Origin of the sequence: Tenacibaculum sp. FZY0031 (assembly GCF_036350695.1) — a bacterium.
In the GTDB taxonomy this organism is placed as follows: domain Bacteria; phylum Bacteroidota; class Bacteroidia; order Flavobacteriales; family Flavobacteriaceae; genus Polaribacter.
In genome coordinates, this window is record NZ_JAZDVY010000006.1 from 242,021 (window position 1) to 256,025 (window position 14,005).

The following is a 14,005-nucleotide window of genomic DNA, read 5'->3' on the forward strand; positions in this document are numbered from 1 at the left end:
TTTAATTTATATCGGTTCCTTCTCCTTTATAAAAAGGGAAAACCACATTGGTTCTACTGTTTGTAGCTCTAATTCTATAGTCAATTTTTATAATCAACATTCCTTCTAAAGGATCTGTTTCCGAAACATCAATATGAATAACATCGATTCTTGGTTCGTGATATAAGATTGCTGTTTCTATCAAATCTTTGGCATAGGTTATCAGCGTTCTATCAAGTTTCTCAAAAAGAAGTTCTTGTAAGTTACACCCATAATTAGGTAGCATTACGCGTTCTCCTAATCGAGTCGTTAACAATATTTCTAAGCTACTTTTAATGTCTTCCTCTTCAGAAATCATGACTACTTCACTTAAGTCTTTTGAAAATTCGGGTGGAAAATCCCATCCTATCCCTAAAAATGCTTTTTTATTTTCCATTATTATCCTATTAAAACTGTGGGTTCTCCCAGTACAATAGTACCACCATGTGAAGTACTATCACCCATTCTTGCTGCTGGCATTCCTCCTATCAATACGGTTCCTGAGCCAGCGACTATACTATCTGGAGGACCTGTGCAAGTAGCCATATCTCCTACTCTAGCTGCTGGTAAACCTCCAATTAATACCGTAGGCTCTCCTGCTGGTAAAATTGGTCCTCCTACGTGAGGGATTGTTCCCGTTACCATTGGACACACATGCATGTCTGTTATTCTTGCTGCTGGATTTCCCATATCAGTTATCAATATTAATTTTTCTCTCTCCTCTCTCCTCTCTTTTCTCTTCTCTCTTCTCTCTTTTCTAAAATCAATTTATTTGAACTAACGAGCCTTTTAAAACAGCTATAGCACTTGTTGAAACTTCTGCGCCAGCACTACCTTCTGCTTTAAATTCTGCATTGGCTGCTATGCTCACATTTGTTCCTTCAATATTTACGTCTCCTGAGGCTTTTAATGAAATGTCTCCTGCACTTTCCATTGATATCCCATCGCTGTTTATGATTATTATATTGGAGTTATCATCTTCAATAGTTATGGCTCCTTCATCTTCATCTAATGCAATGGTTTTTCCCGCAGGTGTTTCTATGGTGATTATTTTTTTATCATCATCAAACAATACTTTCATTTCGCTTCTGGTAATGATTCCTTTTTCGTGATTATCATCGGTTGCAGTAATAGGTGATGGTTTTGCACTACTATGCAACATCCCTAAAACAATAGCATCGTTAGGATCTTCATTGATAAACCCTACAATTACCTCGTCACCTATTTCAGGACGAAAAAAAATACCTCTATTTTCTCCTGCATCGGGTGAAGCTACTCTGCACCAAATACCTTCTTCTTTATTATTTACTATAGGAATTTGCACTAGAATTCTATCTTCTCCATCAGGGTCTTCTTCCAATTGAGAAACAATTCCTATTTGTAGGCCTTGAATTGCTGGTAATAATCCTGATGCTGATTTGGCTGAGATTTCAAAAGTTTCAGAAAACCATTCTGTTGACAATCCAAACTGTGCGTTGACAACCCAATTTCCTTCTGAAATTAGATGCTGTACTCCTGTTACATATACATTCCCGTTGAACCGATCTCCTACTCCTTCTAGCTTTAAAATCGTATTTGGTTTTACCGAAGGAATTCCTTGAAATTTTACACGTCCTCTTACTTTTGCTAATTGTTGAAATAACCATTTAGCATCTGCCCAGTCTTGTAGTTCAGTATCGGTAACAACACCTCCGTGTCGTAACTCCATACTTTCTAAACCTATCGTTTTATTTAAGTCTGAAACCGATAAATTTCCGTTTAAACTTATATTAGGATCTTTTCCTTCAATTTCAACTAGCTCCTGATCAGCGTGGTTCCAACTATAGGCTGCTACTTTTTTTACTTGATGACGTGCGTCTATTTCTGCATCAAAATCTAACAAAGAACCTCCAAAGGTTACGGTTTCAATTTCAGACTGACTCACATTGGGTTTGGCTATGGTTATGGTTCCATCGTCAACAAAACACAGTTTTCCGTTTGTTTGTGCTCTCGAAACCATAAAATCCCAATCTGAGGCATTGTATTGTACCAATTCTGCATGATTGTAATTTGTAGATTCTACCTCTTTAGCTAAACCATAATTTCCAATGATTTCTTCAAAAATGTCGCTATCGGTGCTTTCGTAAAAATACTTGCTTTTTCTACCTACCGTCATTTTCACAGCTTCGTCTTTACATTCAACAATCAGCTGTGCTGAATTGGCTCTAATTCTTAGGTTATGTTTAATAACTATTCCTTTAAAAATGGTTTCTTCATCGGAATGATATCCTGCCGTAATTTCAATTTCTTTTCCCGGAATTAACAAATCTTCATTACTCAACTTAAAATCTCTTTGAGAAGCATCTCCATCTAATAAAACAATTTGGGCTGTAGGTATTTTATTTACTTCTTTAGCCACAGTAATCGTTTTTACCTCGTATTGTTTTGAGAGTTCCTCTCCAGCAATTAAGATTTTAAACGTGACTAAATCGGCACTTTTTGAAGTTTGTATGGTTCCTGTGTTATTCATTTATGCGAATTTTTGCAAGGGTGGAAAAAAAATTTCTTGTCCTGGTTGTAGCTTTCTGAACTGCATTATTTTATTAACACGCGCTACTTCTAAATAATACTTAGAATCTCCATAAATACGATGGCACATTAGAGGCAAGGTATCTCCTGATTTCACTTTACGATAGTGTGTTAAATCTGGAGATTGATTGTTTTCTCTTGCTACTCGTAAATCCTCATCAACGGTTCCTTTTATTTTTAATTTTGCATTGGCACGTAAGGGAGTTCCATCTGGAGCAAACAATCTGTATTCAATAGAAAGATCTACTAAAGATCCTTTGAAAAGCAATGCCCCCCATTTAATCATTAAGTAGTAAGGTTTGTGCTCTTCTCCACTGTAATCGAATACAATTTTTTTAAATGCATCTATTTTATCTATGATCCCATCTTTCAAATTTGGGCTACCATCTATAACTCCACTACTATCAAACAATAAATCTAAGTCTAGTTCTTGTGGAGCAATTCTAGTAAAACTTGGTTGTGTAGCGCTTGTCCCTTGTCCCTGTTCTTCATCATATTCAGGTTTATAGGCAATCATGTACTTTTCTGGGTTTACTAATGTTGTAAACTCACCGTCACCAACGGGTTCAGAAAAAGCAATATCTTTATACGCTTTTATAACTAGTTTTTTTAACTCTCCTTGACTCATTATCGTTCTTTTTGTCTTTCAAGAATATCCATTACCTCTTCAACACATGCTGCTACAATAGCTGCTGTATTACCATTTTTTGCTCCACTTGTTTTTCCTTGGGGCTCTGCTTTTTCATCTACATTAATCTTGATATGTAATTCTTTAATTGTAATTGGCATGTTATGATACTTTGAAATAGTTATAGGTTAATTCTAATGTTTCAATAACCAGTTTACTCTCTTCCGCATTAAAATCTCCCACATTCCATTTTACTGGATAAGCACGTACAATATTCCAAGTCTGTATGGTTTGTCCATCTTCTCCCAACAACATCACATTAATATCAGAGGGTTGTATTTCGAAATTTGTCACTGCTTTTTTACACCAATTAATCACTTCAGAATCCATTAACATTCCTCTTTTTAAAACCACATTAGCATACTTAGAACGTACGGGTATTGTATGTTTAAACCTGTTTTCTCCTCCTTCGGTTATTTCTTCAGTTTCAAGGTCTACTGAAAGACCTGAAACTGATTGAAATGAATTATCTCCTTGTGAAGTTGAAACATCTACAAACTCTACTTGAAAACTAAAGCCTACTGGCGGATAATAGCTCATTACGATGGCATTTTAAGTTTTTCAATAGCCCACTCGGCAGTTTCAATGGCAATTTCATTACCATCAGCTTTTAAATCGGTTGGTTGCACTTTAGTGATGTATGCATTTTGGGCTTCCCATACAACAGCTGGGTCTCCATTTTCGTCTAATAACTTTATGGTTAGATCACCTCTAAATTGCTCACCACCTTCTTGAAAATAGACCGTTTTAGCCCACTGTTGATAAAACTCTTTACTCTTATTTACAAAAGTTCCTCGTTTCATAGAAATATTACCATATTCAAACAGTCCTGGTTGCTTTGATTTGTGGTATTCTTTATCAGCTCCCCCACGGTATTCTATTACTTTATTATCGAAACTCAAACCAGAAACTTCTGTGCAATTAAATTTTGTGTCTCCAAAAGTTACTTCGAAGGAAAACTTTGGAATTGGATATAATTCTGCCATGATTTTTTATTTTTTGTTTATTTTTTTATTAATTCATTTAATTATGCTTCTTGCATTTTGTGAGAAAACTTAAGAATGATAAATTCAGCTGGACGTACTACTGCCATTCCAATTTCTATAATCATATTTCCTTCTAAAACATCTTGAGCGGTCATCGTTTCTCCTAAACCAACACTTACATAAAATGCTTTTTCTGGTGTAGGACCTGCTAGTGCTCCTGCTCTCCATTGTTGTGTTAAGAAGTTATCAATCATTGCTTTTACACGCACCCACGTATTTTTGTCGTTAGGCTCGAAAACGAATTGTTCTGTTGCTTTTTTAATCGATTCTTCTGCCATGTTGAAGAAGCGTCTAACAGATACATATCTCCATTCGTTATCGTTTCCTGCAAGGGTTCTTGCTCCCCATACTAGATTTCCTTTCCCTTTAAATGCACGAATTACATTTATAGATTTACCAGCTACTTCGTCTACATTCAATCCTTGTTGTTCATCATGAGATACCTGAATTGTTGGCTCTATAACATAATTTAAGCTAACATTAGCCGGTGCTTTCCATACCCCTCTATTCTCATCTACAGCAGCATAGATTCCTGCAATACTACTACTAGGGGGTAAGGTTAATGGAATACGACCTATTTCGGCTTTTACTTGATTGTATAAACGATTGTTTGTCGTTTTTAAACTCTTTAAAACAGTTGTTGTTGTTGGTAATACTGTTGCGTTTGTATTTAAAGCAGTAATAACTGCATCCAGTTCTCCTGATGCAATACAAGTATCTACACTCGTTTTTAAAGCATCTATTGCTGCGGTATCAATATCTATTTCATTTTTTATTTTAATAGCCGTATCATCAGAGTTTAAGTTATCTTTTGATTTATTAAAATCAAGAATCGCTCCCTCTAACACATTTGTAATCCAAGCGTCTAAAGCATTTGATTCTGTTGCAACCGCTGTGTTTTTTTGAGAAATAACTAATGCGGTTTCTACATCTACTTTTAACGTATTTATATAATTGATTATATTATCAATTGCAGCTTTAACTATAGGAACAAATGCTGTGGCTGATGTTGCATCTGTTACGTTTGCATCTGCATCGGCTTTTAAAGCATCTATTGAGTTTCTTAAATCTGTAAACTTAGCTGTGTCTATACTGTCTGAAATCTCTTGTACCGCTGCCTCTAAATCTTCTTGAGTGGTAGACTTTTCTATCACTGAAATTTTAGATTCATCATACATATAATCTAAGATTGTATTCACATACGGGTAATATGCTCCTCCATATTTTACTTCATCCTTTATGTTTGAAATTTTATTTCTCAAATCTTCTACTGGAGTTGGTGATTGCGTATCATCATCATGTTCCGTATCAATAATTACAAAACGATCCTTTAATTTTAAGCATTGCTTTAAAGCATCATTATACAATCCATAAAAACTATCTACATCTCCCAAATTAGAAGCGTCTGGAAAAACGATTAAAGTAACTTCATCTACCTTTTCTATGGTATCTAATCCTGTTTTTAAGTTTGCTTGTTCTACGATAGTTTCTTGAGAATCTGCATCATCAATATCAGTTCCGTATCTTCCTACAGAAACAATGTAACACGGCCCGCCTCCATTGGCAAAAAACATTTGCATTGCATAGTACATGAAGAATGGAGATCTCTCATTTTTACTAGGGCCTTCTGCATAGATTTCTCCATTTACTACAGATACCTTAATTCCTGTTTCATTCTTCGGTTTTCCATAGTAATTCTCATATTCTAACATTGAAGAGATTCTAGTTGGCACTCCCTTAAGGTCTCCTATTGCTTTTTTAGTTGCTTTCTCGGTATAACCAATAAAAGCTGGAATTGCTGTTTCTACTTGAGCTACCGAAGGGGGAAACTTTACAATTTCCTCTACGTAGACTCCTGGTGTTTTGTACGCTGACATAATTACTTGTTTTTAATTTTAATTTTTGTTTATATAAATACTTCCGAATAATAATTTTGATTATCTGGATCTAGGGTAATACTCTCAGGAGTAGGATTTGGGAAATAATAATCGTTTTGTGGTTGTGGCGAAACGTCTTGTTTATTTATCTCAACACGTCCATTGAATGTTAAAGGCCTTTCTTCTGAAGTAGTCATCACAAGACTTTCACTTGTTTTGGTATAGCGCCAAAAAGTGGCTCTATTTTCAATACAAACAGCAAACTGAGGAGGCGTTTCTAACAAGCATTTTTCTAACACATCAAACAGCTGAGTTTCCTTATTCTTAACAAACACTTCTTCTGTTAGATTTGTATTGTCATTTCCTAATATCTGGACTTGTACAAGGCCTATTACTCCTTTATTTTTAATGCTTTTCACAAAGGAATTAATCGTGTTTACAACCTCTTGTTCTTCTTCATTTAAAGGAGTAGCATTCATTAATTTAGCTTCTATAGTCTCTAACTGAAAAGCAGCTATATTTGCTATGCTTACCAAATTTGGGGTGGTTGTTTGAAACTCTTTTTCACTTTCCAATTGATGTAGCAACTTTCTTGTTTCACTTTCTGAAATCAAAAATGAACTCCATTTTTTCACCTCAGAAATGGCTTCAAATAAATTGATTGCTGAAGAAGTTTTGTTTGATAAGTAGTATAATTGCTGCTCTTTCTTTTCAATTATGTTTGAAAAATTTTCAAAATAAGAATGGTGTACTTTTACATAAAAAGTTAGTGTTAGTGAATCGGGTAATGTAATTATAGGACTATACCTATCTACTTCCTTATTTCCTTCTTCAGCAATTACTTTTGTAGTTTCCGATAGTACTCGAACGCCTTTTTTATGGTTTCTAAGCAATAGTCTATGATTTTTTAACCTCTTTTTGGTTTCTTGAGTAGGTTGAATTGATAGAAACTTGCTAATATCATATTGTTCTTCTAAACGTTTTTTTTCTTCCTCTGTAAGAGGTGTTACTCCATTATTACCTCCATTGAACTCAAAAAAAGTTCGTTCTCCTTCATTTAAAAAATAAGAGTGATATATGTTGATATTGAACAGTGTTTTGTACATAATCTTTTAGTTTTTAATTATTGATTGTTGTTCAATACCAGAGATTACAGTACCTTCTTTTGTTATAAGATTTCTTTCTATTTCCAGTAATGTTATTTTATAGAGTACTGACGGGTATTGTTTACCCCCTAAGGTTCCCCATATATAATTTAGCTCTTCAAAAGATGGTGTGTATAATTGTGTAATGAATTTAAAAGTCTTCAAATCACCTAGCCCGTCTATTCCTTCAAAATTGGTGTTTTGATGGGTGAATACTTTTTTACCTTGAAAGAAAGCCAATATTTTAGTTAAACTTTTTAAAGATTCTGCATAACTAGATTTGTCTACACTAAACAGCACATAAAGGTTTAGATATACTTTTGGATTTCTATAACTTACTGAAGTTCCTTCAACACGATTATTAGAAGTATTTTTTAAAGCAAACTCTTCTTGCGTATTGATTAATGTTAATGAAACATCAGGATTATTTGCTGGAGCATTGCCATCTCCTTCTGCCATGGCTATATTTGATAAGTCGACAGCTTTTTCATCGAAATAGCCGTTTAATTCTTCGGTAATGATTTGTAATATTTCAAAAATCATTTGATCGTAAGTTTGGTTAGTTTTACTTGCAGATTGAAGGGTTAGCAATCAGGCATTGTAAAATTAATTGCTCTTATGAAGAATAACCGCAATGAAAAACTCTTTTAAAAAAGTAGTTTCTCCTAAAAATTTTCAAATAGAATTACTGGTGCTAAAAAGGGGAAAATCACCCTTACTTTTTTAAATAGTAAGGCTTAAATTTTGAAAATCTCAAGTCAAACAAAAAACTCCTTACATACTGTATATGCAAGGAGTTCTTTCTTTTTAGGTTGTTATTTTTCTATTGAGTCAACTCTCTAAATAAACTTTCTAAGTTTTTGTTTTCGGTATTTAGCCCTAGAATTTTTAATCCGTTTTCTTGTGCAAAATCAAAAATTACAGGACGCATATCGTCAACTGAATTAAAAACGAGTATCCAATTATTTTCTAGAGTGTTTTTGTATGATATTATATTGGGTAAACGTTTTATAAACTGCTCTTCCAATTTATAATCAAACGTTACTTTAATTACTTGTTCATTATCTGTTTTAAGTTCTGAAATAGGTTTATTAATTACTATTTCTCCTTTATTAATAATTATAACTCTGTCACACATAGCCTCTACTTCTTGCATAATGTGTGTAGATAACAATACTGTTTTATCTTTTCCTAGCTCTTTTATTAATTCACGGATATCAACCAATTGATTTGGGTCTAATCCTGTAGTAGGTTCATCTAAAATTAACACTTCTGGGTTGTGTAAAATAGCAGCAGCTAAACCTACACGCTGACGGTATCCTTTAGATAATTGATTTATTTTCTTATGTGCTTCAATCGTTAACCCTACTTTTTCAATAGTTTCATTAATTTTAGACTTTTCTACGTTGTGTAAAGATGCTTGAAACTGTAAATATTCACGCACATACATATCTAAATATAACGGATTATGTTCAGGCAAATAACCTATTTTTTTTTGCGCATCTATAGGATTCGAAATTACATCAATTCCACTAACCAATACAGTTCCTTCCGAAGGCTGAATAAATCCTGTTAAGATTTTCATTGTTGTAGATTTGCCCGCTCCATTGGGGCCTAAAAACCCTACTATTTCTCCTTTTTTTGCTGAAAAAGAAATATTATTAACCGCCTTTTGTGTTCCGTATCTTTTTATTATTGAGGTAAGTTCTATCGACATTTAGTTCTTATGATTTCAGCTGAATTTTCACAGCATTTAATATTGATGAATCGAGCTTTTCTTTTTCAAAAACGGTGAATCCTAGTTTCTTATAAAAGCCTATTGGTGATTTATATGGTTGCTCATTTTCTTTTACATAACTTTCCTCTATGACTACCCAACCATTTAATTTATTATGCCTCTTTTTTAACTTTTCAATTAATCTTTTTCCTATTCCTTTTCCTTGAATTTCTGTATCTAAAATCATCGCAAACCAACATTCTCCTTCACGAATAAAATCACAACACCAACCCAGTACTCGATTCTTTTCAAGGACTAAAAGGTGGTTTTTATTCTTTAACGATCCTAAATATTCATTGAAGTCTTTATTACTTTTCTGTGCAATTACATAGGGGTATTCACGATTCCAAAGTAACCTAACCTGTTCTTTAAAAAGTGGAGATAATTTATTTACTTCTTTAAATTCCATTACCTTCTTTCATAAGAAACGAAGCTATAATCGTATTTATTTTTATCGTCAGCTTTAAAGTCTTCCCTTGCTACTTCTTTCCATATTCCCATATCTATTTCAGGGAAAAAAGCATCTGCTTCGAATTCGTGATGTAAAACAGTTATATCTAACCTATCAACTAAGTTTTGTTCTAGAGCATCCTTATAAATTTGTGCTCCTCCTATAATAAATGCATCCTTTCCACCTGTTAACTCTATGGCTTGCTCAATACTGTTGGCAATTAAACAGCCATCAATAAAGTAGTTGTTATTTCTAGTGATGATTATGGATGTACGGTTAGGTAAAGGTTTTCCAATACTTTCAAAAGTATTGCGCCCCATTAAAATAGGATGTCCTGTCGTAACTTTTTTAAAACGTTTTAAATCGGCAGGTAGGTGCCAAATTAAATCATTATCTTTTCCTAACGCATTATTTTTTGCAATTGCAGCGATGAGTGTAATCATAAATTTAATATGTGTTGCTTACATGTTTTTCACCCATTCTTTAATATATCCTGTAAGATCTCGTTTCTCTGTTGTAGCTTCTTCAAAAGTTTCATTTCTCATGTTATCAACCAATGTATGAATTGCTTTTAATACATTTTCATCGTTAATTTCAGCTATTTTGTCGTAGAGATCTTCTTTTAAAACATCAACGTCTATATTCATTTTTATAACTTTTTTGGTGGTTTCTTACAAAGCTACTAAACAATATATATAAAATAAAGTTAAATTATACTGCTACAACTCCTTTTATATGTGGATGCGGGTCATAACCAAGTAACTCAAAATCTTCAAAAGTAAATTCTTCAATATTATTTATGGCTGGATTTATTTTCATTTTCGGAAGAGGTCTCAATTCGCGTGATAATTGCAGCTCTAATTGCTCCATATGATTATTATATATATGAGCATCGCCAAATGTATGAATAAATTCTCCTGCTTCATAACCACAAACTTGAGCAACCATCATTGTAAATAAAGCATACGATGCTATATTAAAGGGAACTCCTAAAAATATATCTGCACTACGTTGGTACAATTGGCATGAAAGCTTTCCTTCTGCTACATAAAATTGGAAAAATGCGTGACATGGTGGAAGTGCTGCTTTACCGTTTGCTACGTTTTCTGCAAACGATATAGTAGTATCTGGTAAAACAGAGGGGTTCCATGCAGACACAAGCATTCTACGACTATTAGGATTCTTTTTTAAGGCTTCAATTACTTCTTTTAATTGATCTATATCATCGCTATTCCAATTACGCCATTGATGTCCGTATACTGGTCCTAAATCTCCATTCGCATCTGCCCATTCATTCCAAATACGCACGCCATTTTCTTGCAAGTACTTAATATTAGTATCTCCCTTTATAAACCATAATAATTCATAAATAATCGATTTTAAGTGTAACTTCTTAGTTGTTACCATTGGAAATCCTTCACTTAAATCAAATCGCATTTGATATCCAAAAACACTTTTAGTTCCTGTTCCTGTTCTATCTCCTTTCTCGTTTCCGTTTTCTAAAACGTGTTTTACTAAATCGTGATACTGCTTCATCCTTCTACGTTTAATCGTTAAAATTGTTGAATTGTTTAACAACGTAAAAATAAAAAAGCATCTACAAAAAATGTAAATGCTTTTAAAATTATATTAATAAGTTATCAACTATAACTATGCCCAAACGCAAGTTCCATTACTTTGGCAGTAACCATAGTCGCAAAACTCTTGACCATTTGCAAATCTAGTACAACATAAACGAGGTCCTTTACAGTAGGTATAGCCTCCTCCGTTAATTTGGTTTTGTTCGCTTTTTGATAACGTTTTAATTCCTTTTAAACTTTTTAGTTTTTTCATGATAGATTTAATTTTGGGGGTTAATATTGGTATAAATATATCAAAAAAAGTGAACAAATAAAATTATCTCCTTAAAAAACAACAAATTACAAAACACCAATATTTTATCCTATAATCATTCCTGCTATGGTTGCCGACATTAACGAAGCTATAGTACCTCCTATTAGAGCTTTCATTCCGAACTCAGATAAGTTTTTACGTTGACCTGGAGCTAAAGAACCAATACCTCCAATTTGAATTCCAATAGAGGCAAAATTTGCAAAACCACACAACATATAGGTAGCCATAATTACTGATTTATTATATGTTAAATGTGTAGCACTCGCTACATTTTTTAAATCGGCCAACTGGATGTATCCTACAAACTCACTTGCAGCCAATTTAATACCCAATAACTGTCCCATTAATGCCATGTCTTCTTTAGCAACTCCAATTAACCACATTAAAGGTGCAAAAGCATATCCTAAAATAAACTCTAATGACAGGGCTTCATATGGGGTAGCTCCTTCAATTAGTTCGTTTAAAGAAGTAAATTTCCAATTAAAATACTCAATTCCATCAAACCCTCCTAGACTTCCTAAAATACCATTTATCATGGCTATAAAAGCAATAAACACTAACAACATTGCTGCTACGTTCATTGCTAATTGCAATCCTTCAGTTGTTCCGTTAGCAATAGCGTCTAAGATATTTGAACCTATTTTTTCTGATGAAACTTGTACATCTGTGTTGACTTCTTCAGTTTGCGGATATAGTATTTTAGAAATAATAATAGCTCCCGGCGCTGCCATTACAGATGCTGCTAATAAGTGTTTTGCATATAATAAACGTAACGCTTCATCATCTCCTCCCAAAAAGCCTATATACGCTGCTAACACGGCTCCTGCAACCGTGGCCATTCCTCCTATCATTACTAACAAGATTTCAGAACGGTTCATTTTTTCTAAATATGCCTTGATTAATAAAGGAGCTTCTGTTTGTCCTAAGAAAATATTTCCTGCTACCGATAAGCTTTCTGCTCCAGAAATCTTTAAAAATTTAGACAACAACCAAGCTAACCCTTTTACTATTTTTTGAATTAACCCTAAATAGAACAATACTGATGTTAGTGCCGAGAAAAATATAATTGTTGGCAATACTTGAAAAGCAAAAATAAATCCAAAAGAATCCATATCAGCAACCAAACCACTAAATAAAAACTCACTTCCTGCTCTGGTAAAATCTAATACACTTACAAACAAGCCTCCTACCAGCTCAAACGTTTTTTGTACAAAAGGAACTTTTAAAACTCCAATTGCTATTAGTAACTGAAAAGCCAATCCTAACCCTACCGTTTTCCAGTCAATCCCTCTTCGGTTTGCACTAAATAAAAAAGCTATAATTAATAATGTTACCATTCCTAAAGCTCCTCTCCATAAACTTTGCATTGAGAAACCTTGACTTGGAATTATTTCACTTGTACTTGCGATTTCTTTTTCAGCATCTTGAGCAGAAACTACTTTTGGCGCTGTTGTAAAGTTATAAAGTATGTTTTTTTCTGAAAGTATCAATACTTCATCTGTTAACTCAACTACATTGTAATAACGAACTGTATCGTTAGGTTGTTTGTAGTTAAAAATTAATAAGTTATTTTGATGAATATAGTTTCCTGAAGCTTGTAAACTATCTTTTGCTACTAATGAGTATGTAAAATTGCCTTCTAATAAGGTAAAAACATCTGTAGGATCTATAGAAACAATTGAATCTCCCTCTGTTGTTGTAATTGATGAGAAATTCCACTTTTTTTCAATGCTTTGGCTAAAAGTTATCATCGTAACGCAAAGCATTATGAAAGTAAATAGTTTCTTCATTTTAAATATTTTAAATTAAGAACGTTTGCTGATTTCATCACGAATTTTAGCCGCCAATTCGTAGTTTTCATTGGCTACAGCATCGTTAAGTTGTTCGTGTAATTCTTTAAGTGATAAGTGTGAGTAGTTCCCCTGATCTTCTTCTTCCTCTTCTATTGAAAACTCAATTTCATCTTCATCAGTCTCTAGGTCTTCTTCAATCGTTAATTCCTCATCCATTTTTAAATAAATCCCTGCTTTATCTAAAATGTTTTCATAGGTAAAAATTGGCGCTTCAAATCGAACTGCCAACGCAATAGCATCGGATGTTCTTGTATCAATTACTTCCTCTACTCCTTCACGTTCACAAATTAAACTTGAATAAAATACACCATCAACTAATTTGTGTATAATTACTTGTTTAACAATAATGGAAAAACGATCTGAAAATGTTTTAAATAAATCGTGAGTTAGGGGTCTAGGCGGACGGATTTCCTTTTCTAAAGCTATAGCTATTGATTGTGCTTCAAACGCTCCTATGATTATAGGAAGTGTTCTGGTTCCTTCCATTTCACTCAGCACTAAAGCATATGCCCCACTTTGTGTTTGGCTATACGAAATCCCTTTTATAGTTAGTTTAATTAAACTCATGTACGATCAATCATCATAAAATACAAAAAAACTGTCTAAATTTAGGCCTTTTGCTTAAAATTTTAGACAGCCTTCTAAAGTGGGCACAATTTACTAAAAATTATGAGTTGTACTCTAATTTC

18 protein-coding genes are annotated in these 14,005 nt (G+C 33.5%); all 18 read right to left on the reverse strand.

Going from position 1 to position 14,005, the window contains the following annotated elements; all coding sequences use genetic code 11:
• Position 1: 1 nt before the first annotated feature.
• Positions 2 to 415, reverse strand: a complete 414-nt coding sequence (locus tag V1T75_RS10550; RefSeq protein WP_330488507.1) for a GPW/gp25 family protein — start codon at positions 413 to 415, stop codon at positions 2 to 4.
• A 2-nt stretch (positions 416 to 417) separates the two neighbouring features.
• A complete protein-coding gene (locus tag V1T75_RS10555) occupies positions 418 to 708 on the reverse strand; it encodes a PAAR domain-containing protein (protein ID WP_330488508.1) in 291 nt (96 codons plus the stop codon).
• 73 nt (positions 709 to 781) lie between these two features.
• The gene (gene vgrG / locus V1T75_RS10560; RefSeq protein WP_330488509.1) at positions 782 to 2,527 is read right to left on the reverse strand and encodes a type VI secretion system tip protein VgrG; all 1,746 of its coding nucleotides are present in this window, start codon (positions 2,525 to 2,527) and stop codon (positions 782 to 784) included.
• Complete coding sequence (locus tag V1T75_RS10565) at positions 2,528 to 3,214, reverse strand: CIS tube protein (RefSeq protein ID WP_330488510.1); 687 nt, start codon at positions 3,212 to 3,214, stop codon at positions 2,528 to 2,530.
• Entirely contained in the window at positions 3,214 to 3,375 is a 162-nt protein-coding gene (locus V1T75_RS10570; RefSeq protein WP_330488511.1) for a DUF5908 family protein, read from the reverse strand. Before V1T75_RS10570 ends, V1T75_RS10565 begins: the two co-directional genes overlap by 1 nt.
• A 1-nt stretch (position 3,376) precedes the next feature.
• Complete coding sequence (locus tag V1T75_RS10575) at positions 3,377 to 3,814, reverse strand: phage tail protein (RefSeq protein ID WP_330488512.1); 438 nt, start codon at positions 3,812 to 3,814, stop codon at positions 3,377 to 3,379.
• Entirely contained in the window at positions 3,814 to 4,260 is a 447-nt protein-coding gene (locus V1T75_RS10580; RefSeq protein WP_330488513.1) for a phage tail protein, read from the reverse strand. Before V1T75_RS10580 ends, V1T75_RS10575 begins: the two co-directional genes overlap by 1 nt.
• 41 nt (positions 4,261 to 4,301) lie before the next feature.
• Positions 4,302 to 6,197: a phage tail sheath family protein gene (locus V1T75_RS10585; protein WP_330488514.1), complete on the reverse strand. Its 1,896-nt coding sequence runs from the start codon at positions 6,195 to 6,197 to the stop codon at positions 4,302 to 4,304.
• Positions 6,198 to 6,226: 29 nt separating this feature from the next.
• Complete coding sequence (locus V1T75_RS10590; RefSeq protein ID WP_330488515.1) at positions 6,227 to 7,303, reverse strand: hypothetical protein; 1,077 nt, start codon at positions 7,301 to 7,303, stop codon at positions 6,227 to 6,229.
• Between the two features lie 6 nt (positions 7,304 to 7,309).
• Entirely contained in the window at positions 7,310 to 7,885 is a 576-nt protein-coding gene (locus tag V1T75_RS10595) for a DUF4255 domain-containing protein (protein ID WP_330488516.1), read from the reverse strand.
• Between the two features lie 280 nt (positions 7,886 to 8,165).
• A complete protein-coding gene (gene gldA, locus V1T75_RS10600) occupies positions 8,166 to 9,059 on the reverse strand; it encodes a gliding motility-associated ABC transporter ATP-binding subunit GldA (protein ID WP_330488517.1) in 894 nt (297 codons plus the stop codon).
• A 7-nt stretch (positions 9,060 to 9,066) separates the two neighbouring features.
• Positions 9,067 to 9,528, reverse strand: coding sequence for a GNAT family N-acetyltransferase (locus tag V1T75_RS10605; RefSeq protein WP_073182577.1), 462 nt, complete (start codon positions 9,526 to 9,528; stop codon positions 9,067 to 9,069).
• The gene (locus V1T75_RS10610; RefSeq protein ID WP_073182576.1) at positions 9,528 to 10,013 is read right to left on the reverse strand and encodes a dihydrofolate reductase; all 486 of its coding nucleotides are present in this window, start codon (positions 10,011 to 10,013) and stop codon (positions 9,528 to 9,530) included. Before V1T75_RS10610 ends, V1T75_RS10605 begins: the two co-directional genes overlap by 1 nt.
• Before the next feature lie 18 nt (positions 10,014 to 10,031).
• Positions 10,032 to 10,217 carry a hypothetical protein gene (locus V1T75_RS10615; RefSeq protein WP_073182575.1) on the reverse strand — a complete coding sequence of 62 codons (186 nt, stop codon included), beginning with the start codon at positions 10,215 to 10,217 and terminating at the stop codon, positions 10,032 to 10,034.
• A 64-nt stretch (positions 10,218 to 10,281) separates the two neighbouring features.
• Complete coding sequence (locus tag V1T75_RS10620; protein WP_330488518.1) at positions 10,282 to 11,106, reverse strand: thymidylate synthase; 825 nt, start codon at positions 11,104 to 11,106, stop codon at positions 10,282 to 10,284.
• Positions 11,107 to 11,220: 114 nt separating this feature from the next.
• On the reverse strand, positions 11,221 to 11,403 hold the full coding sequence (locus tag V1T75_RS10625) for a hypothetical protein (protein WP_330488519.1): 183 nt from the start codon (positions 11,401 to 11,403) through the stop codon (positions 11,221 to 11,223).
• 104 nt (positions 11,404 to 11,507) lie between these two features.
• Complete coding sequence (locus V1T75_RS10630; RefSeq protein WP_330488520.1) at positions 11,508 to 13,253, reverse strand: NupC/NupG family nucleoside CNT transporter; 1,746 nt, start codon at positions 13,251 to 13,253, stop codon at positions 11,508 to 11,510.
• A gap of 15 nt (positions 13,254 to 13,268) precedes the next feature.
• A complete protein-coding gene (locus V1T75_RS10635) occupies positions 13,269 to 13,883 on the reverse strand; it encodes a bifunctional nuclease family protein (protein WP_330488521.1) in 615 nt (204 codons plus the stop codon).
• Between the last annotated feature and the right edge of the window lie 122 nt (positions 13,884 to 14,005).

What these genes read in the sequence shown, in the direction of transcription:
- V1T75_RS10570 (WP_330488511.1), bottom strand. Translation starts at nt 3,375, where the DNA reads ATGCCAATTACAATTAAAGAATTACATATCAAGATTAATGTAGATGAA.
- V1T75_RS10595 (WP_330488516.1), bottom strand. Translation starts at nt 7,885, where the DNA reads ATGATTTTTGAAATATTACAAATCATTACCGAAGAATTAAACGGCTAT.
- V1T75_RS10620 (WP_330488518.1), bottom strand. Translation starts at nt 11,106, where the DNA reads ATGAAGCAGTATCACGATTTAGTAAAACACGTTTTAGAAAACGGAAAC.
- V1T75_RS10575 (WP_330488512.1), bottom strand. Translation starts at nt 3,814, where the DNA reads ATGAGCTATTATCCGCCAGTAGGCTTTAGTTTTCAAGTAGAGTTTGTA.
- V1T75_RS10585 (WP_330488514.1), bottom strand. Translation starts at nt 6,197, where the DNA reads ATGTCAGCGTACAAAACACCAGGAGTCTACGTAGAGGAAATTGTAAAG.
- V1T75_RS10550 (WP_330488507.1), bottom strand. Translation starts at nt 415, where the DNA reads ATGGAAAATAAAAAAGCATTTTTAGGGATAGGATGGGATTTTCCACCC.
- vgrG (WP_330488509.1), bottom strand. Translation starts at nt 2,527, where the DNA reads ATGAATAACACAGGAACCATACAAACTTCAAAAAGTGCCGATTTAGTC.
- V1T75_RS10580 (WP_330488513.1), bottom strand. Translation starts at nt 4,260, where the DNA reads ATGGCAGAATTATATCCAATTCCAAAGTTTTCCTTCGAAGTAACTTTT.
- V1T75_RS10615 (WP_073182575.1), bottom strand. Translation starts at nt 10,217, where the DNA reads ATGAATATAGACGTTGATGTTTTAAAAGAAGATCTCTACGACAAAATA.
- V1T75_RS10610 (WP_073182576.1), bottom strand. Translation starts at nt 10,013, where the DNA reads ATGATTACACTCATCGCTGCAATTGCAAAAAATAATGCGTTAGGAAAA.
- V1T75_RS10565 (WP_330488510.1), bottom strand. Translation starts at nt 3,214, where the DNA reads ATGAGTCAAGGAGAGTTAAAAAAACTAGTTATAAAAGCGTATAAAGAT.
- V1T75_RS10630 (WP_330488520.1), bottom strand. Translation starts at nt 13,253, where the DNA reads ATGAAGAAACTATTTACTTTCATAATGCTTTGCGTTACGATGATAACT.
- V1T75_RS10635 (WP_330488521.1), bottom strand. Translation starts at nt 13,883, where the DNA reads ATGAGTTTAATTAAACTAACTATAAAAGGGATTTCGTATAGCCAAACA.
- V1T75_RS10625 (WP_330488519.1), bottom strand. Translation starts at nt 11,403, where the DNA reads ATGAAAAAACTAAAAAGTTTAAAAGGAATTAAAACGTTATCAAAAAGC.
- V1T75_RS10555 (WP_330488508.1), bottom strand. Translation starts at nt 708, where the DNA reads ATGGGAAATCCAGCAGCAAGAATAACAGACATGCATGTGTGTCCAATG.
- V1T75_RS10590 (WP_330488515.1), bottom strand. Translation starts at nt 7,303, where the DNA reads ATGTACAAAACACTGTTCAATATCAACATATATCACTCTTATTTTTTA.
- gldA (WP_330488517.1), bottom strand. Translation starts at nt 9,059, where the DNA reads ATGTCGATAGAACTTACCTCAATAATAAAAAGATACGGAACACAAAAG.
- V1T75_RS10605 (WP_073182577.1), bottom strand. Translation starts at nt 9,528, where the DNA reads ATGGAATTTAAAGAAGTAAATAAATTATCTCCACTTTTTAAAGAACAG.